Origin of the sequence: Bradyrhizobium sp. 521_C7_N1_3, assembly GCF_052075975.1 — a bacterium.
Lineage (GTDB): Bacteria > Pseudomonadota > Alphaproteobacteria > Rhizobiales > Xanthobacteraceae > Bradyrhizobium > Bradyrhizobium japonicum.
In genome coordinates, this window is record NZ_CP197232.1 from 449,604 (window position 1) to 470,979 (window position 21,376).

Annotated in this window: 19 protein-coding genes; 11 read left to right on the forward strand and 8 right to left on the reverse strand. The window is 65.1% G+C overall.

Annotated features, from left to right (window positions below; genetic code table 11):
* The first annotated feature begins 70 nt into the window (after window positions 1-70).
* Genes odhB through AB7008_RS02100 form a run of 4 tightly spaced genes read left to right on the forward strand, consistent with a single transcriptional unit; the run spans window position 71 to window position 4,151 of the window.
* Complete coding sequence (gene odhB, locus AB7008_RS02085; RefSeq protein WP_028158552.1) at window positions 71-1,312, forward strand: 2-oxoglutarate dehydrogenase complex dihydrolipoyllysine-residue succinyltransferase; 1,242 nt, start codon at window positions 71-73, stop codon at window positions 1,310-1,312.
* Between the two features lie 55 nt (window positions 1,313-1,367).
* Complete coding sequence (locus tag AB7008_RS02090; protein ID WP_304492335.1) at window positions 1,368-2,129, forward strand: SDR family oxidoreductase; 762 nt, start codon at window positions 1,368-1,370, stop codon at window positions 2,127-2,129.
* 57 nt (window positions 2,130-2,186) lie between these two features.
* Complete coding sequence (gene lpdA, locus AB7008_RS02095) at window positions 2,187-3,587, forward strand: dihydrolipoyl dehydrogenase (protein ID WP_304492336.1); 1,401 nt, start codon at window positions 2,187-2,189, stop codon at window positions 3,585-3,587.
* 33 nt (window positions 3,588-3,620) lie between these two features.
* The gene (locus tag AB7008_RS02100; protein WP_014490615.1) at window positions 3,621-4,151 is read left to right on the forward strand and encodes a hypothetical protein; all 531 of its coding nucleotides are present in this window, start codon (window positions 3,621-3,623) and stop codon (window positions 4,149-4,151) included.
* A 186-nt stretch (window positions 4,152-4,337) separates the two neighbouring features.
* Here AB7008_RS02100 and AB7008_RS02105 read toward each other — a convergent pair whose 3' ends face one another.
* From AB7008_RS02105 to AB7008_RS02125, 5 genes are all read right to left on the reverse strand, one after another.
* On the reverse strand, window positions 4,338-4,928 hold the full coding sequence (locus AB7008_RS02105; protein WP_212099826.1) for a DUF4337 domain-containing protein: 591 nt from the start codon (window positions 4,926-4,928) through the stop codon (window positions 4,338-4,340).
* Window positions 4,929-5,036: 108 nt separating this feature from the next.
* A complete protein-coding gene (locus tag AB7008_RS02110; protein WP_441258350.1) occupies window positions 5,037-6,575 on the reverse strand; it encodes a sulfatase in 1,539 nt (512 codons plus the stop codon).
* A 5-nt stretch (window positions 6,576-6,580) separates the two neighbouring features.
* The gene (locus tag AB7008_RS02115) at window positions 6,581-7,984 is read right to left on the reverse strand and encodes a class I SAM-dependent methyltransferase (protein ID WP_441258351.1); all 1,404 of its coding nucleotides are present in this window, start codon (window positions 7,982-7,984) and stop codon (window positions 6,581-6,583) included.
* A 4-nt stretch (window positions 7,985-7,988) separates the two neighbouring features.
* Window positions 7,989-8,219, reverse strand: a complete 231-nt coding sequence (locus tag AB7008_RS02120) for a hypothetical protein (RefSeq protein ID WP_441258352.1) — start codon at window positions 8,217-8,219, stop codon at window positions 7,989-7,991.
* A gap of 190 nt (window positions 8,220-8,409) precedes the next feature.
* Window positions 8,410-9,375, reverse strand: a complete 966-nt coding sequence (locus AB7008_RS02125; RefSeq protein WP_212450931.1) for a tyrosine recombinase XerC — start codon at window positions 9,373-9,375, stop codon at window positions 8,410-8,412.
* 123 nt (window positions 9,376-9,498) lie between these two features.
* Here AB7008_RS02125 and AB7008_RS02130 point away from each other — a divergent pair, with 123 nt between their 5' ends.
* Window positions 9,499-11,709, forward strand: a complete 2,211-nt coding sequence (locus tag AB7008_RS02130; protein WP_041960607.1) for a primosomal protein N' — start codon at window positions 9,499-9,501, stop codon at window positions 11,707-11,709.
* A gap of 358 nt (window positions 11,710-12,067) precedes the next feature.
* Here AB7008_RS02130 and AB7008_RS02135 read toward each other — a convergent pair whose 3' ends face one another.
* Window positions 12,068-12,574 (reverse strand): septal ring lytic transglycosylase RlpA family protein, encoded by a 507-nt coding sequence (locus tag AB7008_RS02135; RefSeq protein WP_028158544.1) that lies wholly within the window; start codon window positions 12,572-12,574, stop codon window positions 12,068-12,070.
* Between the two features lie 636 nt (window positions 12,575-13,210).
* Between AB7008_RS02135 and AB7008_RS02140 the strand changes: the two genes are divergently transcribed.
* The 6 genes from AB7008_RS02140 (at window position 13,211) to AB7008_RS02165 (ending at window position 20,127) form a co-directional block, all read left to right on the forward strand.
* Entirely contained in the window at window positions 13,211-13,771 is a 561-nt protein-coding gene (locus AB7008_RS02140; RefSeq protein WP_041960608.1) for a F0F1 ATP synthase subunit delta, read from the forward strand.
* Window positions 13,771-15,300 carry a F0F1 ATP synthase subunit alpha gene (gene atpA / locus AB7008_RS02145; protein ID WP_028158542.1) on the forward strand — a complete coding sequence of 510 codons (1,530 nt, stop codon included), beginning with the start codon at window positions 13,771-13,773 and terminating at the stop codon, window positions 15,298-15,300. The genes AB7008_RS02140 and atpA overlap by 1 nt, the downstream gene beginning before the upstream one ends.
* Before the next feature lie 141 nt (window positions 15,301-15,441).
* Complete coding sequence (locus AB7008_RS02150; RefSeq protein ID WP_028150465.1) at window positions 15,442-16,317, forward strand: F0F1 ATP synthase subunit gamma; 876 nt, start codon at window positions 15,442-15,444, stop codon at window positions 16,315-16,317.
* Between the two features lie 52 nt (window positions 16,318-16,369).
* Window positions 16,370-17,812 (forward strand): F0F1 ATP synthase subunit beta, encoded by a 1,443-nt coding sequence (atpD, locus tag AB7008_RS02155; protein WP_014490603.1) that lies wholly within the window; start codon window positions 16,370-16,372, stop codon window positions 17,810-17,812.
* Window positions 17,813-17,908: 96 nt separating this feature from the next.
* The gene (locus tag AB7008_RS02160) at window positions 17,909-18,316 is read left to right on the forward strand and encodes a F0F1 ATP synthase subunit epsilon (protein WP_014490602.1); all 408 of its coding nucleotides are present in this window, start codon (window positions 17,909-17,911) and stop codon (window positions 18,314-18,316) included.
* A gap of 149 nt (window positions 18,317-18,465) precedes the next feature.
* The gene (locus AB7008_RS02165; RefSeq protein ID WP_441258353.1) at window positions 18,466-20,127 is read left to right on the forward strand and encodes an adenylate/guanylate cyclase domain-containing protein; all 1,662 of its coding nucleotides are present in this window, start codon (window positions 18,466-18,468) and stop codon (window positions 20,125-20,127) included.
* 147 nt (window positions 20,128-20,274) lie between these two features.
* Here AB7008_RS02165 and AB7008_RS02170 read toward each other — a convergent pair whose 3' ends face one another.
* Together AB7008_RS02170 and AB7008_RS02175 are read right to left on the reverse strand one after the other, a co-directional pair.
* Window positions 20,275-20,775 carry an RNA pyrophosphohydrolase gene (locus AB7008_RS02170; RefSeq protein WP_028158540.1) on the reverse strand — a complete coding sequence of 167 codons (501 nt, stop codon included), beginning with the start codon at window positions 20,773-20,775 and terminating at the stop codon, window positions 20,275-20,277.
* A gap of 63 nt (window positions 20,776-20,838) precedes the next feature.
* Window positions 20,839-21,345, reverse strand: coding sequence for an RNA pyrophosphohydrolase (locus AB7008_RS02175; RefSeq protein ID WP_028158539.1), 507 nt, complete (start codon window positions 21,343-21,345; stop codon window positions 20,839-20,841).
* Window positions 21,346-21,376: the final 31 nt, after the last annotated feature.

Consider the following 21,376-nt stretch of genomic DNA (forward strand, 5'->3'; position numbering starts at 1 on the left):
TGGCTTGCCTTTCGCAGGCCGATGACGACCGAATTTTTGACCGCACCGGCGATCCCTTAAGGAAAAGACCATGACTGAAATTCGTGTGCCGACGCTCGGCGAATCCGTCACCGAGGCCACCATCGGCCGCTGGTTCAAGAAGGCCGGCGATCCCGTCGCCGTCGACGAGCCCTTGGTGGAGCTCGAGACCGACAAGGTCACCATCGAGGTCCCCGCGCCGTCCGCCGGCACGCTGAGCGAGATCATCGCCGCCGATGGCGCGACCGTTGCTGTGGGCGCGCTGCTCGGCCAGATCACGGATGGTGCCGGCGCTGCCAAGCCGGCTGCTGCTCCCGCGAAGCCCGCCGCTGCTGCTCCGGCCGCAGCTGCTGCCGCGCCGGCTCCGGCTGCTGCGAAGGCGCCGCCGGCCGACGCCCCGCTGGCCCCGTCCGTGCGAAAGCTCTCGGCCGAGACCGGCATCGACGCTTCGACCGTTCCGGGCTCCGGCAAGGATGGCCGCGTCACCAAGGGCGACATGCTCGCCGCGATCGAGCGTGCGGCCTCCGCGCCGACCCCGGTCAACCAGCCCGCCGCCGCCGTCCAGGTCCGCGCGCCGTCGCCGGCAGATGACGCCGCCCGCGAAGAGCGCGTCAAGATGACCCGCCTGCGCCAGACCATCGCGCGCCGCCTCAAGGACGTGCAGAACACCGCGGCCATGCTGACGACCTTCAACGAGGTCGACATGACCAACGTGATGGCGCTGCGTGCCCACTACAAGGATGCGTTCGAGAAGAAGCACGGCTCGAAGCTCGGCTTCATGGGCTTCTTCACCAAGGCCGTCGTGCAGGCGCTGAAGGACATCCCGGCGGTCAACGCCGAGATCGACGGCACCGACCTGATCTACAAGAACTACTACCACATCGGCGTCGCCGTCGGCACCGACAAGGGTCTTGTCGTGCCGGTGGTGCGCGATTGCGACAACAAGTCGATCGCCGACATCGAGAAGGGCATCGCCGATTTCGGTCGCCGCGCCCGTGACGGCCAGCTCAAGATCGACGAGATGCAGGGCGGTACCTTCACGATCACCAATGGCGGCATCTACGGCTCGCTGATGTCGACCCCGATCCTGAACGCGCCGCAGTCCGGCATCCTCGGCATGCACAAGATCCAGGAGCGGCCGATGGTCGTCGCCGGCAAGATCGAGGTCCGTCCAATGATGTACCTGGCGCTGTCCTACGATCACCGCGTCATCGACGGCAAGGAAGCCGTCACCTTCCTGGTTCGCGTCAAGGAGAGCCTGGAAGATCCGGCACGCCTGGTGCTCGATCTCTGATCCCTGAAGCTCTGCGAGCGCCGTCGCCCTATCGTGCGACGGCGCAGGTCGAACCATGGAGGCGCGCGTGACGGATAAGGTCGTTGTCATCACCGGCGGCAGCCGCGGCATCGGGCGGGCGACCGCGATTGCGGCGGCCGCGCGCGGCTTCCGTGTCGTCGTCGGCTACGCCAGCAACAAAACGGCCGCTGACGAGGTGGTCGCCCAGATCGCGGCCAGCAATGGCAAGGCCATCGCGGTGAAATGCGATGTCGCCGAGGAAAGCGACATCATGGAGCTGTTCAAGCAAGCCGACAAGTTCGGCACGCTCGGTGCGCTCGTCAACAATGGCGGCATCGTCGGCCAGAGCGGTGTGCGCGTCGACGAGATGTCGGCCGAGCGCATCCGGCGCGTGATGGCCGTCAACGTCACCGGCTCCATCCTCTGCGCGCGCGAAGCGGTGAAGCGGATGTCGACCAAGCACGGCGGCCAGGGCGGCGTCATCGTCAATCTGTCATCGGTCGCTGCCAGACTTGGTGCGCCGAATACCTATGTCGACTACGCGGCGTCCAAGGGCGCGATCGATTCCTTCACCGTCGGTCTCGGCTACGAGGTCGCAGGCGAAGGCATCCGCGTCGCGGGCATCCGCCCCGGCCTGATCGACACCGAAATCCACGCCGCCGGCGGCGAGCCCGACCGCGCCCATCGTCTGGCCCATATGGTGCCGATGAAGCGCGTCGGCACCGCCGACGAAATCGCCAACGCCATCGTCTGGCTGATGTCGGACGAGGCCTCCTACGTCACCTCAGCCATTCTCGATGTGTCCGGCGGACGCTGACGCGCCGCGCGGACGCTGACACATCCTCATCACGCTAAACTCACGGGACTTTCTCTCATGGCTACCTACGATCTCGTCGTCATCGGCACCGGACCGGGCGGTTATGTCTGCGCGGTGCGCGCGGCCCAGCTCGGCATGAAGGTCGCCGTGGTCGAAAAGAACGCCACGCTTGGCGGCACCTGCCTGAACGTCGGCTGCATGCCGTCGAAGGCGCTGCTGCACGCCTCCGAAATGTTCGAGGAAGCCGCGCACTCCTTCGCCAAGATGGGCGTTTCCGTTTCCGCGCCGAAGCTTGAGCTTCCGGCGATGATGAACTTCAAGCAGCAGGGCATCGACGGCAACGTCAAGGGCGTCGAATTCCTGATGAAGAAGAACAAGGTCGACGTGCTCAAGGGCTCCGGCAAGATCCTTGGCACCGGCAAGGTCGAAGTGTCCGCCGATGGCAAGTCGCAAGTGGTCGACACCAAGAGCATCGTGATCGCGACCGGCTCCGACATCGCGCGTCTCAAAGGCATCGAGATCGACGAGAAGCGCATCGTGTCGTCGACCGGCGCGCTGTCGCTGGACAAGGTCCCCGGCAAGCTCCTCATCGTCGGCGCCGGCGTGATCGGCCTCGAGCTCGGCTCGGTGTGGAAGCGGCTCGGCGCTGAAGTCGTCGTCGTCGAATTCCTCGATCGCATTCTGCCCGGCATGGACGGCGAAATCGCCAAGCAATTCCAGCGCATCCTGGAAAAGCAGGGCTTTGCGTTCAAGCTCGGCGCCAAGGTCACGGCCGTCGACACCTCTGGCAAGTCGCTGAAGGTGACCATCGAGCCCGCCGCCGGCGGCGCTGCCGAGACGCTGGACGCCGACGTCGTACTGGTCTGCATCGGCCGCGTGCCGTACACCGATGGGCTCGGCCTGAAGGAAGCCGGTGTGGCGCTCGACAATCGCGGCCGCGTGCAGATCGATCCGCATTTCGCCACCAGCGTGAAGGGCGTCTATGCCATCGGCGACGTCGTCGCAGGCCCCATGCTCGCGCACAAGGCCGAGGATGAAGGCGTAGCCGTTGCGGAGATCATCGCAGGGCAGGCCGGCCACGTGAACTACGACGTTATCCCAGGCGTCGTGTATACCACGCCGGAAGTATCCTCCGTCGGCAAGACCGAGGAGGAGCTGAAGCAGGCGGGTCAGGCGTATACCGTCGGGAAGTTTCCCTTTACCGCCAACGGCCGCTCCAAGGTCAATCAGACCACCGACGGCTTCGTGAAGATTCTCGCAGATGCGAAGACCGATCGCGTGCTCGGCGTGCACATTATCGGCCGTGAAGCCGGCGAAATGATCCATGAAGCCTGCGTTCTCATGGAGTTCGGCGGCAGCGCGGAAGATCTCGCGCGCACCTGCCACGCGCATCCGACCCGCTCGGAGGCCATCAAGGAAGCCGCGCTTGCGGTGGGCAAGCGGGCCATCCATATGTAGGCGACGCGCCTAGCCGAATCGGGCGGGAAACACATGCTGCGCCGCCTACTTCAACCGGTCTGGGTCCTGCTGGCGATCATCTTCCTGATCGAAGCCTGGCTGTGGGACCATCTCGAGCCGATCGTCGCGCGGGTTGTCGCAGCCATCCCGCTCGCACGTTTCAAACAATGGCTGACCGAGCGCGTCGATGCGCTGCCGCCGGCCATGACGCTGATCGTGTTCGCGGTGCCGATCATCCCGCTGTTTCCGCTCAAGCTGATCGGCCTGTATCTGCTCACGCATGAATACTGGCTGACCGGCGTCTCCACGTTTCTGTTCGCAAAGCTGCTCGGCGTCGGTGTCACCGCCTTTGTGTTCGACGTGACGCGCGACAAGCTGATGGAGATGCACTGGTTCGAGCGGCTCTACGATCTCGTGATGAAGCTGCGCGCCAAGGCCGCCGAGCTGGTCGACCCGATCAAGCACCGCATCCGTGAGCTGATCGCCGGCAATGGCGAAGGCTGGTCCGCCCGCACGCTCCGCCTGATCCAGCGCTTTCGCAAAAGCGTGCACCAGGCGCGGTGAGCGTCGGCACAATCAGTCTTTCACCGTCACCCTGAGGTGGCCGCTTCTTCAGCGGCCCTCGAAGGGCGACGGCCCGGCTGCATCTCGGCCGTTCATCCTTCGAGGCTTCAAGCGCAGTGCTGATGCACTGCGCTTCTCGCACCTCAGGATGACGGAATTAGCAGCGTCGCGAAGTGTCTCAATTCCCTAATGCAGATGCAGCAGATGCGGCCACCACAGGCCGAGCGCGGTCATGAGGAGGCCGGCCAGCGTCAGGACGCCGCCGACATAAGCGAGCGCGATCATGCCGGTGATGATGGTGGCCGAGGCCAGCACGATGCCGATCTGGAAGGCGGCGGACGCCAGCTCGAAGTGATGGTACTTCGCGGTCGCCTCGTCGCGCTCGTGCTCGGCGTGCTTGGCCTTCTCGGCGAGCTGCTCGGTGCCTTCGCCGGTCTCGGGCTCGGAGCGGTAGCGCGCCGCGGTCTTGGTCCAGTCCTCGACCTGCTTCTGCACCACCGGCTTCAGGGCCTCGTCAGTGGTGGCAGCGAGCGTGAGCTTGCCCTGCTCGGATGCGGTCAGCACCACGGTGCGGCGGATGGTCTTGGCCTGGAAGAACGCCCAGAGGTTGGCGGCCTCGACGTTCTTGCTGATCGATTCGGTCTGGGCGCCCTTGCCGAGCGTCTCGGAGATCGCCAGGAACAGCGCCAGCACGGCAATCAGAAGGGCGATCTTCTTGTTCGAGCCGGACGCGTGCTCGGCGTGCTCGGCATGCTCCATGCTTTCATGTGCGCTCATGATTCCCCTCCTGCTGCGGCGCGCTACGATTGACCGAATGCGTTGCCGGACGCAAGCGCCAAGCTCAAAGCCGCGTTCGCGGCATCCCGTCGTCGCGATGGCCGGGGTCTATCTCACGCGTTCGGACGGATATTCGATCGCACGGCCGAAATCCGTATCGCTGTCATACGGCGTTACGAAAAAGCGTGGATGATGCGGCTCGAACGCCGCGCCGGACAGGCAGGAGAGCACCAGCGGAAACGTATCGACCAGCGTCAGGTCATCGGCCGCCATGGCGCGACAGGGGTGGGGCAATCGCATCGCGTTCAGGGCGCCGAACCGTTCGTGCAGATCCTCGTCCGTCCATGCCGTCGCCGGCTTCTGGAATTGGCCGCGAAAGGCCGTGCCATGATCCGACTGGAGCACGATCAGCGCGCCTGGGTCGGCTCGCGTGATCTCATGGAGAAGCGCCAGCGTCTGTGAGTTGACGCAAGTGAGCTGCTCGATGAAGGCCGGCCGCGCTTCCGGGCGCCAGAGCTGGAGATCCGAATCGGCCGGGCGAAAGCTGCAATCCGACCGGAAACGGATCGGCGGGTGCGGCGCCAGGACATGGGCATAGAGAAAGAACGGCGCGGGCATCGCGCGGATGGTGCCCAGCTTCGCATCGAGATCGTCGACGCCGCCCCATGCGAACGGCATCGACTGGCGGTGCTGCACGATCAGGTCGATGATCGGGGTGTTGGAGAGGATCGCGATGTCGAGCTCGTCGAGCCCCAGATGGCCGCGCACGCATCGCGGCTCGTCCGGCGCGCATTCGGTCAGATAGTCGTAGCCGTTCTCGAAATGCACATAGGTGTAGCCCGCCGACTTCAGGCGAGCCACGGTGCTGTTCTTGCCTTTGACGCGCGCCTGCATCTCCTGCAACGGCAGCGGCCGAAGTGCCTCGCCTTCGCCCTCAACAGTGTAGTCGAAGCCGGCCGTGCTGGAAATCGAATTGACGGTGGCCGGGAAATTGGAGCGGCTCTTGCCCAGCACGGCGAAGTCTAGCCCGCGCAGCGACCGGATGAAGTCGCTGTTGTCGAAGTTGAAATCCTCGGCGAGCACGTCCTGCCGCGGATACCCGTCGAGCACGATCCAGTAGATGTTTGGCGAGAGCGCAAATCGCTCGCGCGTCCCGCTCGTATCAGAACCAGTGGCGTGCGCGCGGGAGCCACGCATCGCGAATGTCGCAATTCGCGCGATCGACGGCGCCGCAAATGCGATCGACAGAACCAGCGCGATCGACACAGCCGCGCGATTGCGGATCGTGCCGAGTGTCACGATGAGGCTGCCCAATGTCACCAGCACCCAGACCAGTGGCGCCAGTTGGCCGAGATGTGCTTTCAGTTCGCGCTGGATCAGGTCGATGTCGTAGGCGAAGAAGACGAACATCATCAATCCCGATGCAAGCAGGATGCGCCAGAGCGGCAGCCTCCGCAGCAGGATCTTGAGGCCGGCGGCCAGCATGGCCGTGATCGCCAATGTGCCGGCGGCATAGTGCAGCACCCGCGAGGGGCCGGCGAGCGCCGTGATATTCCCGGCGTAGAAATCGAGCAAGGCCAACGTCGACAGGATCGCGGCCGCGAGCAGCGATCGCAGGAGAAGCCAGTGATCGTCCTGAGGGCGCATCGTGGCTAGCCCGCAACGCGTTCGAATTCGTACAGCGTGCGGCCGCCGGCCGCGAGTTCGAGCCGCTGCACGATCCGGGCGTGACGACCGAGCGCCTGCTCGAATTGCGCACTGTCGTAATCCTCGAAGATGTCGCGCCGCAGCCGCAGCATGCGCTGGACCATCGGATCCGGCTTCGGCACGAATTCGATCACGCCGCGTGGCGCGAGGCCGACCAGCCATTCCACGACAAACGGCAGCGGCACGTTGCGGCCGATCGCGAGGTGATGCACCAGCGCCAGCGCTATGACGGCGTCGGCATTGCGCCGCGAGGTCAGGCCGGACCGCTCTGCCTCGGCCCAGCCCTGCGCGGGGCTCGGGTTTGCCGCGTCAGAGAACAGCGGCAGGAAGTTGAGGTTTCCGGCGGACGCGCGCGATGCCGCCCCCTCCAGCGCGTCGAGGTCGCTGTCGAAGCCGACCACCGATCCCGCCCCGTTCGCCAGCAGCGCCTCGGCGTAACGGCCGGTGTTGCAGCCGATGTCCCAGGCGCAGGCGGGCAGACGGCGGCGGGCGAAGTCCGCGACGAAATCCTGCTTCCGGCGCTCTTCGTCGCCGGCATAGGACACATTGCCGATCTCGTAGCGCTGCCATTCCGTCGGCGCGATCGCCTTCGGCGTCAGCTTCGAAATCCAGCCATGCAGCCGCTGCAGCACCAGTTTCAGCGCAGCCCTGGGCAGCGGCCTCACCGGGCGGGTGGCCGTATCAGGCGCGTGCCGCGCGCGTCGCTGCAGCAGGTCCGGCAGCGTGATGTTGGTCAGGATATCAGGGGCGAGCCAGCGTCTGAACCGGCCGAGCAGCGCGACGATGTCGCTGCTCGCGATGCCCTCGAGCGCGCCGCGATACCAGGCATTGTGCGCAATCCCGAACAGCGCACGCAGCAGCAGCGGATTGACGAACTGCTCGATGAACTGGCGCTGGCCGGTCCAGTAGTCGCCGTCCTGGTACGGGACGAAGGAGGGGATGTCGATGAAGACCGGACGGTGGCCTGCGAACTGAACATTGTAGGCGCTCGCATCGGACAGCGCGAAACCGAAATCGAGTGCGTGCAGCTGCACGTCGAGGTGCAACAGCGCGGCGCGCTTGAGCAGCGCGAAGGGCCATTCATAGGGATAGGAGATGAACGGCAGTCTCGGGTGGACGAGGACGCGTCCGCCCCGCGCCGGCGCCGGCACCTCCGCAAGCAGCGCCGCATCGGCCTCGTCCGCCCCGATGATCCATCCGCGGCTGGTCAAATCGTCATAGGCGCCGGATGATTTGAGACGCGCGAAATTCTGCGCGGCCTCGCCGTTGACGGAGCGCAGGATCGTGTCGCCGGACGAGAAGATGGTGCCGGTGGGATCGCGGAATGAGCCGGGATCACGAATGGCCATTGCCCTAGGAGTCCTTGGGCCAGCGCTCCGGGGGAGCCTTCGAACGCCTGAACAATCCCAGGATCCGCCGTCCATAGGCGCGAACCGCAATCAGGCCGCCGGCAATGGCCGCGATCAGGCTCTGCACCGCGAACGCGCCCGTACCAGGATCGAGATAGGCGTAGGCGCTGGTCGGCATCAGCGCAGCCAGACACGCCAGCATGGTCATGAAGACCACAGGAGATTTCTTCTTCATCGAAGCCCCGTCACGACGATGGCGGCCGGCCATAACGGGCCGGACGCGCTGTCTGTGACAGAGCGTAGCATTCCACCTGCGCGCGCAACCTTAAATCTTGTCCATCAAGGCGGACGTCGCCCAAATTTCGCCACCGCTGCACCGCCGGATTCCGCGAATAAGGCAGTCCGGAAATACCCGGAAATGATTTTCACCGCCGCGGATGCGCGCTCGCATAGACTTCGAGCAGCCGCTCCGAATCGATGCCGGTATAGATCTGCGTCGTCGAGAGCGAGGAATGGCCGAGCAATTCCTGGATCGCGCGCAGGTCGCCGCCACGCGACAGCAGATGCGTGGCGAAGGAGTGTCGCAGCGCATGCGGCGTCGCACTGTCGGGCAGGCCGAGCGCGCCGCGCAGCCGCTCCATCGCGAGCTGGATGATGCGCGGGCTCAAGGGACCGCCGCGCGCGCCGAGGAAGATCGGGCCTTCCGCCGGTAGCGGATAGGGGCACATCGCAACGTATTCCTGCACGAGCGCGAGCACGTTCTGCAGCACCGGCACCATGCGGGTCTTGTTGCCTTTGCCGGTCACGATCAGCACGTCGCCCTCGCCGGGCCGTGGCACCTCGCGGCGCTTCAACCCCAGCGCTTCGGAGATGCGCAGGCCCGAGCCATACAAGAGCGCCATCACCGCGGCGTCGCGGGCCAGAACCCATGTCTCGCGTTCCTCGCCGGCGCGCTCGTCAGCATCGGCGAGACGTTTTGCGGATGCCATCGGCAGCGGCTTCGGCAAAGTCTTGGCCACCTTGGGCGCGCGGATCGCCGAGAGTGCGCCGACCTTGCCCTTGCCTTCGCGTTCGAGGAAGCGGCCGAACGAGCGCAGGCCCGCCAGCGCGCGCATCAGCGAGCGGCCGGCGATGTCGTCGGCGCGGCGCATCGCCATGAAGGCGCGGATGTCGGTGGCTTCCAGCGCGGCAAAGCGCGACAGCGTCACGCGCTCGCCCCAATGATTGCTGAGGAAATCCAGGCATTGCCGCAGATCGCGGCCATAGGCCTCCAGCGTCTTCGGCGACAGCCGCCGCTCGGCGCCGAGATGCGACAGCCAGCGCGTCATCTCCTGCGCGATCGAGGGATCGGCGCTGGCGAGCTCGATTGGGGGGGCCGCGGCTTTGCTCATGCGCTCTGGACGTATTGATTCCACTCAGTATATCGCATCACACCCGTTTACTGATCGCTAAGGCCGCCCGGGGGCGTTAGCTTCAAGGCCCCAAGGTTCCGATTCTCCCTCCAAAGACCATTGATGGATCATTCGTCGCGCAGCACGACCACCCCCGCCAACGCGACCCGCATGGTCGACGTGCTGGTGCCGGTCGCGCTCGACCAGACCTATTCCTACAAGGTGCCGCGCGGAATGGAGCTGAAGGCGGGCGATCTCGTCGGCGTGCCGCTCGGGCCCCGCGAAGTGCTGGCCGTGGTCTGGGCGGAAAACGCCAATCCCGATCCGCGCCTGCACAACCGGCTCAAGGAGGTCAGCGAAAAGCTCGATCTTCCTCCGCTGAAGCCTGAGCTGCGCTCGGTCGTCGACTGGGTCGCCAACTACACGCTGAGCCCGCGCGGCATGGTGCTGCGGATGTGCCTGCGCATGGGCGAGAATCTCGGCCCGGAGCGGGTGCGCGCCGGCGTGCGCCTGGTCGGCGATCCGCCGCGGCGGCTGACGCCGGCGCGGCAGCGCGTGATCGAGGTGCTGTCGGACCGGCTGCTGCACGGCAAGTCCGAGGCCGCCAAGGAAGCCGGCGTCTCGGCCGGCGTGATCGACGGCCTCGTCGACGAAGGCACCCTCACGGTCGAGCCGATGCCGCCGCCTCCGCCGCCGCCGGCGCCCGATCCGGAATTTGGCCGTCCGGATTTTTCACCGCTCCAGCGCAGCGCTGCCGACACGATGCGCGCGCTCGCGGCCAACGGCACGTTCCACGTCGCGCTGCTCGACGGCGTCACCGGTTCGGGCAAGACCGAGGTCTATTTCGAGGCGGTTGCGGAAGCGATCCGTCGCGGCAAACAATCGCTGATCCTGATGCCGGAGATCGCGCTGACCGGCCAGTTCCTCGACCGCTTCGCGCAGCGCTTTGGCGTGCGTCCGATCGAATGGCACTCCGAGCTGACGCCGCGCACCCGCGCGCGCAATTGGGCCGCGATCTCCGACGGCAGTGCGCCGGTCGTGGTCGGCGCGCGCTCGGCGCTGTTTCTGCCTTACGCCAATCTCGGCCTCATCGTGGTCGATGAAGAGCACGACCAGGCCTACAAGCAGGACGAGGGCGTGCATTATCACGCCCGCGACATGGCGGTGGTCCGCGCGCATGTCGCAAAGATCCCGATCGTGCTGGCCTCCGCCACGCCGTCGGTCGAATCCGAGGTCAATGCGCGCAAGAGCCGCTATCAGCGCATCGCGCTGCCCTCGCGCTTCGGCGGCCAGCACATGCCGCATATCGAGGCCATCGACATGCGCCGCGAGCCGCCGGCGCGCGGCCGCTTCATCTCGCCGCGGCTCGCTTCCGAGATCAGAAAAGCGATTGAAAAGCGCGAGCAGGCGCTGCTGTTCCTCAATCGCCGCGGCTATGCGCCGCTGACGCTGTGCCGTGCCTGCGGCCATCGCTTCGCCTGCACCATCTGCGATGCCTGGCTGGTCGATCACCGCTTCCGCCAGCGGCTGGTCTGCCACCATTGCGGCTTCTCGATGCCGCGGCCGCAGACCTGCCCGCATTGCGCGGCGGAGGAATCGCTGGTCGCGGTCGGGCCGGGCGTCGAGCGCTTGCAGGAGGAGGCGGCCGCGCTGTTCCCCGAGGCGCGCACCATGGTGCTGTCGAGCGATCTCATCACCTCGATCGAGACGATGCGCTCCGAGCTTGCCGAGATCGCGGAGGGCCGCGTCGACATCATCATCGGCACGCAGCTCGTCGCCAAGGGCCACAACTTTCCGCGGCTCAATCTCGTCGGCGTGGTCGATGCGGATCTGGGCCTGTCCAACGGCGATCCGCGCGCGTCGGAACGCACCTGGCAGTTGCTCAACCAGGTGATCGGCCGCGCCGGGCGCGAGCAGGGCCGCGGCGTCGGCTATCTCCAGACCCACCAGCCCGACCATCCCGTGATGAAGGCGCTGATCGCCTGCGACCGCGAGGCCTTCTACGACAGCGAGATCGATCTGCGCGAGCGCACGCTCTATCCGCCGTTCGGCCGGCTCGCGAGCCTGATCATTTCGGCAGGCGACCGTCCGAGCGCCGAAGGTCTGGGCCGCCGCCTCGTTGCGCTCGCACCGCGCGACGAGCGCGTCGTGGTGCTGGGACCGGCGGAGGCTCCGCTCGCCGTGATCAAGGGCCGCTACCGTTTCCGCATCCTGGTGAAATCGGCGCGCGGATTCGATCTGTCGGACTATCTGCGCAACTGGCTGGCGGTGTGTCCGAAGCCGAAGGGCAATCAAAAGCTCGAAGTGGACGTCGATCCGCAGAGCTTTTTGTAGTTCCCTGTCATTCCGGGGCACGCGAAGCGTGAACCCGGAATCCATTCATCCACCAACTCTGCGGCCTGATAGATTCCGGGCTCGATGCTACGCATCGCCCCGGAATGACGACAACAAAAAGCCTGTAGTCCGGATGGAGCGCAGCGCAATCCGGGACAAGTCGATCCGCCTACAAAGACCCCGGATTTCGCTAGGCTCCATCCGGGCTACGGATCATGCCTCGCAATGACGGGGCAAACAAAAAGCCCGCTGTCCCCCAAGACAACGGGCTTGCTTCACCTGCGCTGATCCCGCCGCTCACAAGTCCATGCGGACGATGGCGAGATCTGCGCTTTGTCGGTGAGGCGCTGGTGGCGCCTTAGGAGACCACTTCCGCAGTGACGCGGCCGACGCCGGCGCCGGTGAGGCCGATGGCGCGGGCAGCGCCAGTGGAGAGGTCGAGGACGCGGCCGCGAATGAACGGGCCACGGTCATTGATGGTGACGATCACGCTCTGGCCGCCATGGGTGACGCGCAGCTTGGTGCCGAACGGCAGCGAGCGGTGCGCTGCGGTCATGGCGTTCTGGTTGAAGCGCTGGCCCGATGCAGTCCGGCTACCGGACTCGTTGCCATAATAGGAGGCCATGCCGGAGAAGCTGCGACCCGTGCCCGACGACGGCGTCATCGACGCGTTGGCGTTGCGCCAATCGGAGGTCGTGTTGGCATCGTTCTGGACGTGGTGGCGGTGATGATGGTGAGAGTGCCGGTGATGCCGGGATTTGGCAGAGGCTTCGGTGGCAGTTCCACCGACGAGAAGAGTTGCGGCAACGAAAGCAATCGCCGTGCGTGGCCGGGTCACGGTGCCCAGCGTCATCAAAGACAGCATTTGTGGTCCCTAAGCTAGTATTGCCACATGTGTGGCAAGAGGAGCCCCCATCAGTTTGTGAGCGGGATCGCGTTTCGATTCGCAATGAGGCGTGAATTGGGCAGTAATTCCATTCTATGTCGTCATGACATATCTTGTGACTGGCATCGATATTGCAGCCAATGTTCCGTAGCCCTTTGCTTTAACAATTCTTTAACCAATTCATTACTTACGAATACTGTAAAACGAAGCAATTATACTTCGCGTTTAGAATTGGGAAAGTATTCAGGGGAGGTTGCGGGTCACGCCGGATTCACGCCTCAGCGATCCGTGTTCATGGCCGCTATGCGCTGAGGGCAGGAACGAATGGTCGAGAAGCCGCCGAGAGGGGGCGCGTCATTCCGCGACGTGGCAGGCCGCTAGCGCGGCGCCGTCGGCTGCGACGAACTGGCGACAGAAGGTCGTGCCTTTAATTTGGCGTCATGTTGCACGTGCGCGCCTGCTATGTTAGCAAAGCCGCGATTTTAACGGACCCGGCACCTCCCGTGTCGGCCGAAAATCGAAGTCCCGCTTGAATTCCAAGGGCTTGGATCGCTTGGCGCCGCTTTGTGGCGACGGTTTTTCCCTTGCGAGTTTGACAGCAAAAAGAGCGCGTCTGTGGCTGCAGAAGATACGTCCGTTTCCGGTGTGTCGGGCCGTTATGCAACGGCCTTGTTTGAACTGGCCCGCGACCAGAATGTGGTCGACAAGGTCAAGGCCGATCTCGATAAATTCGAGGGTTTGCTGAACGAAAGCGCCGATCTGAAGCGCCTCGTCCGCAGCCCGGTGTTCGCGGCCGATACCCAGTCCAGGGCCCTCTCGGCCGTGCTGGACAAGGCGGGCATCGCCGGCATCTCCGCCAATTTCCTGAAGGTCCTGACCGCCAACCGCCGCCTGTTCGCGGTGGCCGACGTCATTCGCGCCTATCGCGCCCTCGTCGCCAGGTTCAAAGGCGAGACGACGGCCGAAGTCACCGTGGCGGAAGCGCTGTCGGACAAGAATCTCGACGCCCTCAAGGTTGCCCTGAAGTCGGTGACCGGCAAGGACGTCGCGCTCAACGTGAAGGTCGATCCCTCGATCATCGGTGGCCTCGTGGTCAAGCTTGGCAGCCGCATGATCGATAGTTCGCTTCGCACCAAACTCAATTCGATCAAGCACGCGATGAAAGAGGCAGGCTGATGGACATCCGCGCCGCGGAAATTTCCGCGATCCTCAAGGACCAGATCAAGAATTTCGGCCAGGAAGCTGAAGTCTCCGAAGTCGGACAGGTGCTGTCCGTCGGCGACGGTATTGCCCGCGTCTATGGTCTGGACAACGTCCAGGCCGGTGAAATGGTCGAGTTCGAGAACGGCACCCGCGGCATGGCGCTGAACCTCGAAACCGACAACGTCGGTGTCGTTATTTTCGGCGCCGACCGCGAGATCAAGGAAGGCCAGACCGTCAAGCGCACCCGCGCCATCGTGGACGCGCCGGTCGGCAAGGGCCTGCTCGGCCGCGTCGTCGACGCGCTGGGCAACCCGATCGACGGCAAGGGCCCGATCCAGGCCGACAAGCGCATGCGCGTCGACGTCAAGGCGCCCGGCATCATTCCGCGCAAGTCGGTGAACGAGCCGATGGCGACCGGCCTCAAGGCGATCGACGCCCTGATCCCGATCGGCCGTGGCCAGCGCGAGCTGATCATCGGCGACCGTCAGACCGGCAAGACCGCGATCGCGCTCGACACCATTCTGAATCAGAAGCCGCTCAACGCGCAGCCGGACGAGAACATCAAGCTGTATTGCGTCTACGTCGCGATCGGCCAGAAGCGTTCGACCGTCGCCCAGTTCGTGAAGGTGCTGGAAGAGCAGGGCGCGCTGGAATATTCGATCATCATCGCCGCCACCGCTTCGGACCCGGCGCCGATGCAGTACATCGCGCCGTTCACCGGCTGCACCATGGGCGAGTACTTCCGCGACAACGGCATGCACGCCGTCATCATTTATGACGATCTGTCCAAGCAGGCCGTCGCCTATCGCCAGATGTCGCTGCTGCTGCGCCGCCCGCCGGGCCGCGAAGCCTATCCGGGCGACGTGTTCTATCTGCACTCCCGTCTGCTCGAGCGCGCGGCGAAGCTGAACAAGGACCAGGGCTCGGGCTCGCTGACGGCGCTGCCGGTCATCGAAACCCAGGCCAACGACGTGTCGGCCTACATTCCGACCAACGTCATCTCGATCACCGACGGCCAGATCTTCCTGGAAACCGACCTGTTCTTCCAGGGCATCCGTCCCGCGGTGAACGTCGGTCTGTCGGTGTCGCGCGTCGGCTCGTCGGCGCAGACCAAGGCCACCAAGAAGGTCGCCGGCAAGATCAAGGGCGAGCTCGCGCAGTACCGCGAAATGGCGGCATTCGCGCAGTTCGGCTCCGATCTCGACGCCTCGACCCAGCGCCTGCTCAACCGCGGTTCGCGCCTGACCGAACTCCTGAAGCAGCCGCAGTTCGCGCCGCTGAAGATGGAAGAGCAGGTCTGTGTGATCTGGGCCGGCACCAACGGCTATCTCGATCCGCTCCCGCTCAACAAGGTGCGCGCGTTCGAGGACGGTCTGCTGTCGTTGCTGCGCGGCAAGAACGCCGAGATCCTCAACGCGATCCGCGACAGCCGCGATCTCTCCGACGACACCGCCGCCAAGCTGAAGTCGGTGGTCGAGGGCTACGCGAAGAGCTTCGCGTAAGTGCCGTCATGGCCGGGCTCGTCCCGGCCATCCACGTCTAACGGCGTGTGAGGTACCACGTGGATGCCCGGGGCGAGCCCGGGCATGACGACTGGATAGGTTTGCGATCAGGCCAAAGGGTCGGATCGTCGGGGACGAAGAATGGCGTCACTTAAAGACATGCGCGTCCGCATCGCCTCCACCAAGGCGACGCAGAAGATCACCAAGGCGATGCAGATGGTCGCGGCGTCCAGATTGCGCCGTGCCCAGCAGGCGGCCGAGGCGGCGCGGCCCTATGCCGACAAGATGAGCGCGGTGATCTCCAACATCGCCAGCGCCGCCGCGGGTTCGCCCGGCGCGCCGGCGCTGCTGGCCGGCACCGGCAGGGACCAGGTCCACCTGTTGCTGGTCTGCACCGGCGAGCGCGGCCTGTCCGGCGCTTTCAACTCCTCGATCGTGCGCCTCGCGCGCGAGCGCGCCCAGGCGCTGATCGCGCAGGGCAAGGAAGTCAAATTCTTCTGCGTCGGCCGCAAGGGCTACGAGCAGCTCCGCCGCCTGTTCGACAAGCAGATCGTCGAGCATCTCGACCTGCGCAGCGTTCGCCAGCTCGGCTTCGTCAACGCAGAGGACATCGCCAAGAAGGTGCTGGCGCGTTTCGACAACGGTGAGTTCGACGTCTGCACGCTGTTCTACGCGCAGTTCAAGTCCGTGATCGCCCAGATCCCGACCGCGCAGCAGATCATCCCGCTGGTCGTCGAGGAAAAGGCGGCGAATGCGCCGACGACCTCCTACGAATACGAGCCGGAAGAGGACGAACTGCTGTCCGGCCTGCTGCCGCGCAATATCGCGGTGCAGATCTTCCGCGCGCTGCTGGAAAACAACGCTTCGTTCTACGGCGCGCAGATGAGCTCGATGGACAACGCCACCCGCAATGCCGGCGAAATGATCCGCAAGCAAACCCAGATCTACAACCGAACCCGTCAAGCCCAGATCACCAAGGAGCTGATCGAGATCATCTCCGGCGCCGAGGCGGTCTGACGCACGAACCAAACGACGGTCGTTCAAGTAAAGAATTTCGAAGGAGAGCTTCATGGCTACAGCAGCTAACCCGGTCGGTCGCGTCACCCAGGTCATGGGCGCCGTCGTCGACGTTCAGTTCGAAGGCCACCTCCCGGCCATTCTCAATTCGCTGGAAACCAAGAACGGCAACATCCGCCTCGTGCTGGAAGTTGCGCAGCATCTCGGTGAATCCACCGTGCGCACGATCGCGATGGACGTGACCGAAGGTCTGGTGCGCGGCCAGGAAGTGACCGACACCGGCCAGCCGATCGCGGTTCCGGTGGGCGACGGCACGCTCGGCCGCATCATGAACGTGATCGGCGAGCCGATCGACGAAGCCGGCCCGATCAAGTCCGAAGGCGTGCGCGCCATCCACCAGGAAGCGCCGACCTACACCGACCAGTCGACCGAAGCTGAAATTCTCGTCACCGGCATCAAGGTCGTCGATCTTCTTGCTCCCTATGCGAAGGGCGGCAAGATCGGCCTGTTCGGCGGCGCCGGCGTCGGCAAGACCGTGCTGATTCAGGAGCTGATCAACAACGTCGCGAAGGCGCACGGCGGTTACTCCGTGTTCGCCGGCGTCGGCGAGCGTACCCGCGAAGGCAACGACCTCTATCACGAGTTCATCGAGTCCAAGGTCAACGCCGATCCGCACAATCCGGATCCGAGCGTGAAGTCGAAGTGCGCGCTGGTGTTCGGCCAGATGAACGAACCGCCGGGCGCCCGCGCCCGCGTCGGCCTCACCGGTCTCACCGTCGCCGAGCATTTCCGCGACCAGGGCCAGGACGTGCTGTTCTTCGTCGACAACATCTTCCGCTTCACCCAGGCCGGCTCGGAAGTGTCGGCGTTGCTCGGCCGCATCCCGTCGGCGGTGGGTTATCAGCCGACGCTCGCCACCGACATGGGCGCGCTGCAGGAGCGCATCACCACCACGCAGAAGGGCTCGATCACCTCGGTGCAGGCGATCTACGTTCCGGCCGACGACTTGACCGACCCGGCGCCCGCGACCTCGTTCGCGCACTTGGACGCCACCACCGTGCTGTCGCGCGCGATCTCGGAAAAGGGCATCTACCCCGCGGTGGACCCGCTCGACTCGACCTCGCGCATGCTCTCGCCGCTCGTCGTCGGTCAGGAGCACTACGACACCGCGCGTCAGGTCCAGCAGGTGCTGCAGCGCTACAAGTCGCTCCAGGACATCATCGCCATTCTCGGCATGGACGAGCTTTCGGAAGAGGACAAGCTGACGGTGGCGCGCGCCCGCAAGATCGAGCGCTTCCTGTCGCAGCCGTTCCACGTCGCCGAAATCTTCACCGGCTCGCCCGGCAAGTTCGTCGACCTCGCGGACACCATCAAGGGCTTCCGCGGCCTCTGCGAAGGCAAGTATGACCACCTGCCGGAAGCCGCCTTCTACATGGTCGGCACCATCGAAGAGGCAGTCGAGAAGGGCAAGAAGCTGGCGGCGGAAGCCGCCTAAGCCGGCGAATAGCGAACAGGGAGTGGCGAGTAGAATCTATTCGCCATTCGCTGCTCGCCACTCGCGCGTTCGCCACTCACCATTCGCAGGTTTCCAATGGCCACCATCCACTTCGATCTCGTCTCGCCGGAAAAGCTCGCATTCTCGGGCGAGGTCGATCAGGTCGATATCCCCGGCGTCGAGGGTGACTTCGGCGTGCTGGCGGGACATGCGCCGGTCGTGGCTGCGATCCGGCCCGGCATCCTCACCGTGACCACGGGCGGCAGGCCCGTGAAGATCATCGTGCTCGGCGGTCTCGCCGAAGTCTCCGAAAAGGGCCTCACCGTGCTCGCCGACGTTGCGACGTCGCTCGACGAACTCGACCGTGCCCAGTTCGCCGCGACCATCTCCGAGATGGAAGAGGGCCTGAAGGAGCACGAAGGCGACGAACTCGATCAGGCGATCGAGCGGCTCGACCACTTCAAGAGCATCCAGCAGCAGCTCAACAGCACGGCTATGCACTAAGCCCCGGCGCACCGCTCCGGGGCTCAAGCTAAGAATTCCTGAAAAGGTTCAGCGCTCGTCACGGAAGTGGCGGGCGCTGAAACTTTGTTGCACCGCGCCGCCGATAGCGGCATTCTGCGCCCGCGAATTTGTTTCGGGGCTGGCAGCAGATGAAACGCAAGATCGCAGCGATTTTCGCGGCCGATATTGCCGGTTACTCAAGACTGGTCGCGGAAGACGAAGAGGAGACGCTGCGGCGTCTCGCCTCCTATCGCGAGGTCATCGACGACTTCATCGCGAAGGCCAACGGACGCATCTTCAACACGGCGGGCGACGCCGTGCTGGCGGAATTTCCGAGCGCGGTCGATGCGGTGCGCTGCGCGATCGACATCCAGGAATCCCTGCGAACCCGCAACATGGCCTATCCGCCGAGCCGGCAGATGTCGTTCCGCATCGGCATCACCATCGGCGACGTGGTCGAGCGCAACGGCGATCTGCTCGGTGACGGCGTCAATATCGCCGCCCGGCTCGAAGGCCTCGCCGAGGTCGGCGGTATCTGCGTCTCCCGCGCCGTGCACGAGCAGGTCGCCAACAAGCTGTCGGTGCAGTTCGCCGACATCGGCGCGCAGGAGGTCAAGAACATCCCGACGCCGGTGCACGCCTACATGGTGGCGATGCGGCGCGAGGACGGCACCTACGCAACGCCAAAAGTGAAGAAGCCCGCCTCCAAGCTGGCCGCGGCACCGGTGTGGATGTGGCCGCTGGTGGTCGCCGTCGTCTCGGTCGTGGCCATCCTCGTCACCGGCTTCCTCTACAACACCAAGCTCAAGCAGACGGTCACCGCCGCGCCCGCCCCGGCCGCGACGCCGAGCGCAGCGCCAGCGGCAAATGCCGTGGCGCCGAGCCCGATGCCGACCCAGATGGCAAAGGCGCCGATGGCTCCGATGAGCCCAGCCGGCGCCGCGATGGCACCGATGCCCGCGCCCTCACCGGCCGCCGCGCCGTTGTCAGGCAAGCTTGCCGTCGACAGCGTGCCCTTCATCAACGAGCGTATCCGCAACTATCTGGCCGGCGACTATTCCGCCTCCGGCGACTACAAGGCCTTCGCGCTCAATATCGGCGGCTTCACAGGCGCGGCGTTGAACCAGCCGACCGAGGAAGCCGCGCGCAACATGGCGCTCGAGCAGTGCCAGAAGCGCGCCGATGCCTCACAATCGCCGCGGCGTTGCGAGCTCTACGCGGTCGGCAACGACGTCGTCTACATGCACGGCAAGCCGCCGATGCCGCCGCAGCCCTGGGTGCGCCACGATGCCATGACCGAGCGGGCCTTCGTGCCGAAAGATTTTCCGATGGTGCGCGATCCGGCAAAAATCCGGCTCGAGAACATGTTCGTTCCGGCGGCGAAATCCCGCGCGATCGCGCTCGGCCCGGGCGGTCAATATTTCATGGTGCTGGGCGCGTCATCCGTCGACGATTCGGCGCGGCGTTCGCTGGAATCGTGCGGCGCCATCGCCGGGGTGGCCTGCCTGATCGTCGCGGTCGATGACAATTTCGTCGTGCCGATCCCGACCCTGCTCAGGATCACCGGCTTCTTCCATGCCGCGTCGAACGCCTCGATCGCCGCCGACACGCGCGCCGAGGTCGTGCGCAAGCTCGCCGATGGCATGGGCTGGAACGCAGTCGCGGTCGGGACCGCGGGCCGGCCGGGCCTCGGCCTGAAGGCCGCGGACGAGCAGACCGCCGTCAATTCCGCGCTCGCCGACTGCGCCAAGCGCGACAGCGATTGCCACGTCATCGCGATCGGCCCGTTCACGGTGGGGCCGACGAACTGATGCAATGAGATTTCACTAGCTCGGTTCCTTCCCCCGCAAGGGGGAGGGAACGGAGAGAGCGATACCCTCTCACACGCAAATTTCCGACGAAAAATCTCTCATGATCTCAACCCCATCTGTACTGTGCATGGGGTTGTTTTCGCAGTTTTAGTTTGCGAAGGGCGCAAACTGCTGCGCGACCGCGCGGTAGACCTCGCGGCGGAACGGCACCACGAGGTCGGCGACGCGGTCGAGCCGCTCCCAACGCCAGGCGTCGAACTCCGCGGGCTGTTCGTTGCGCGGTGTCAGCGGATCGATCTCGTCATCGCGGCCGGTGAAGCGCAGCGCGAACCATTTCTGGCGCTGCCCGCGGAATTTCGCCAGCCGGTGCGTCTGCGGCCCGTCGTAGGGAGGGAATTCGTAAGTCAGCCAGTCTGTCTCGCCGAGATAGTCCGCACTCTTGACGCTGGTCTCTTCCCAAAGCTCGCGCAAGGCCGCATCGCGCAGGTTCTCGCCCTCATCGACACCGCCTTGCGGCATCTGCCAGTCGAGGCCCGGCAGGATGATCTCGGGGCCGTCGCCCTTGAAGCGGTGGCCGATCAGCACGCGGCCATCGGCATTGAAGAGGGCGATCCCCACGTTGGGACGGTAGGGTTTTTGATTGGTCACGCGCGCGTCTTTCATCGTCATTCCGGCGATGCATTAGCACCGAACCCGGGATGACGATTTGATTTATTCAGCCGCCAGCGCGGAAAATTCCTTCACCACGCGCTCATAGACCGGGCGCTTGAACGGGATGATCAAACCGGTCAGGTTCTTCATCGGCTCCCAGCGCCAGCTCATGAACTCGGCCTTGTGGCCGCCGCCGCCGGGCTTTTCGACATTGATCTCGCTGTCCTTGCCAGTGAACCGGACCGCGAACCATTTCTGGCGCTGGCCGCGATAGCGGCCCTTCCAGGCACGTCCCGCAACCGTGCGCGGGATGTCGTAGACGAGCCAGTCCGCAACCTCGCCGAGCCGCTCGACCGAGCGCACGCTGGTCTCCTCATAGAGCTCGCGCTTGGCGGCCTCCCAGGTGTCCTCACCGGGATCGACGCCGCCCTGCGGCATCTGCCAGACATGGGCGTCGTCGACATGCTCGATGCCGCCGGCGCGGCGGCCGATGAACACCAGACCCTTCTTGTTGATCAGCATCACACCGACGCAAGTACGGTAGGGCAGATCCTCGTAACGCGCCATTCCGCCAGACCTCTCGCGTGTTCTTGGTGGG

What these genes read in the sequence shown, in the direction of transcription:
- AB7008_RS02105 (WP_212099826.1), bottom strand. Translation starts at nt 4,928, where the DNA reads ATGAGCGCACATGAAAGCATGGAGCATGCCGAGCACGCCGAGCACGCG.
- AB7008_RS02115 (WP_441258351.1), bottom strand. Translation starts at nt 7,984, where the DNA reads ATGGCCATTCGTGATCCCGGCTCATTCCGCGATCCCACCGGCACCATC.
- lpdA (WP_304492336.1), top strand. Translation starts at nt 2,187, where the DNA reads ATGGCTACCTACGATCTCGTCGTCATCGGCACCGGACCGGGCGGTTAT.
- AB7008_RS02110 (WP_441258350.1), bottom strand. Translation starts at nt 6,575, where the DNA reads ATGCGCCCTCAGGACGATCACTGGCTTCTCCTGCGATCGCTGCTCGCG.
- AB7008_RS02125 (WP_212450931.1), bottom strand. Translation starts at nt 9,375, where the DNA reads ATGAGCAAAGCCGCGGCCCCCCCAATCGAGCTCGCCAGCGCCGATCCC.
- odhB (WP_028158552.1), top strand. Translation starts at nt 71, where the DNA reads ATGACTGAAATTCGTGTGCCGACGCTCGGCGAATCCGTCACCGAGGCC.
- atpD (WP_014490603.1), top strand. Translation starts at nt 16,370, where the DNA reads ATGGCTACAGCAGCTAACCCGGTCGGTCGCGTCACCCAGGTCATGGGC.
- AB7008_RS02135 (WP_028158544.1), bottom strand. Translation starts at nt 12,574, where the DNA reads ATGCTGTCTTTGATGACGCTGGGCACCGTGACCCGGCCACGCACGGCG.
- AB7008_RS02130 (WP_041960607.1), top strand. Translation starts at nt 9,499, where the DNA reads ATGGATCATTCGTCGCGCAGCACGACCACCCCCGCCAACGCGACCCGC.
- atpA (WP_028158542.1), top strand. Translation starts at nt 13,771, where the DNA reads ATGGACATCCGCGCCGCGGAAATTTCCGCGATCCTCAAGGACCAGATC.
- AB7008_RS02165 (WP_441258353.1), top strand. Translation starts at nt 18,466, where the DNA reads ATGAAACGCAAGATCGCAGCGATTTTCGCGGCCGATATTGCCGGTTAC.
- AB7008_RS02175 (WP_028158539.1), bottom strand. Translation starts at nt 21,345, where the DNA reads ATGGCGCGTTACGAGGATCTGCCCTACCGTACTTGCGTCGGTGTGATG.
- AB7008_RS02150 (WP_028150465.1), top strand. Translation starts at nt 15,442, where the DNA reads ATGGCGTCACTTAAAGACATGCGCGTCCGCATCGCCTCCACCAAGGCG.
- AB7008_RS02160 (WP_014490602.1), top strand. Translation starts at nt 17,909, where the DNA reads ATGGCCACCATCCACTTCGATCTCGTCTCGCCGGAAAAGCTCGCATTC.
- AB7008_RS02120 (WP_441258352.1), bottom strand. Translation starts at nt 8,219, where the DNA reads ATGAAGAAGAAATCTCCTGTGGTCTTCATGACCATGCTGGCGTGTCTG.
- AB7008_RS02090 (WP_304492335.1), top strand. Translation starts at nt 1,368, where the DNA reads ATGGAGGCGCGCGTGACGGATAAGGTCGTTGTCATCACCGGCGGCAGC.
- AB7008_RS02100 (WP_014490615.1), top strand. Translation starts at nt 3,621, where the DNA reads ATGCTGCGCCGCCTACTTCAACCGGTCTGGGTCCTGCTGGCGATCATC.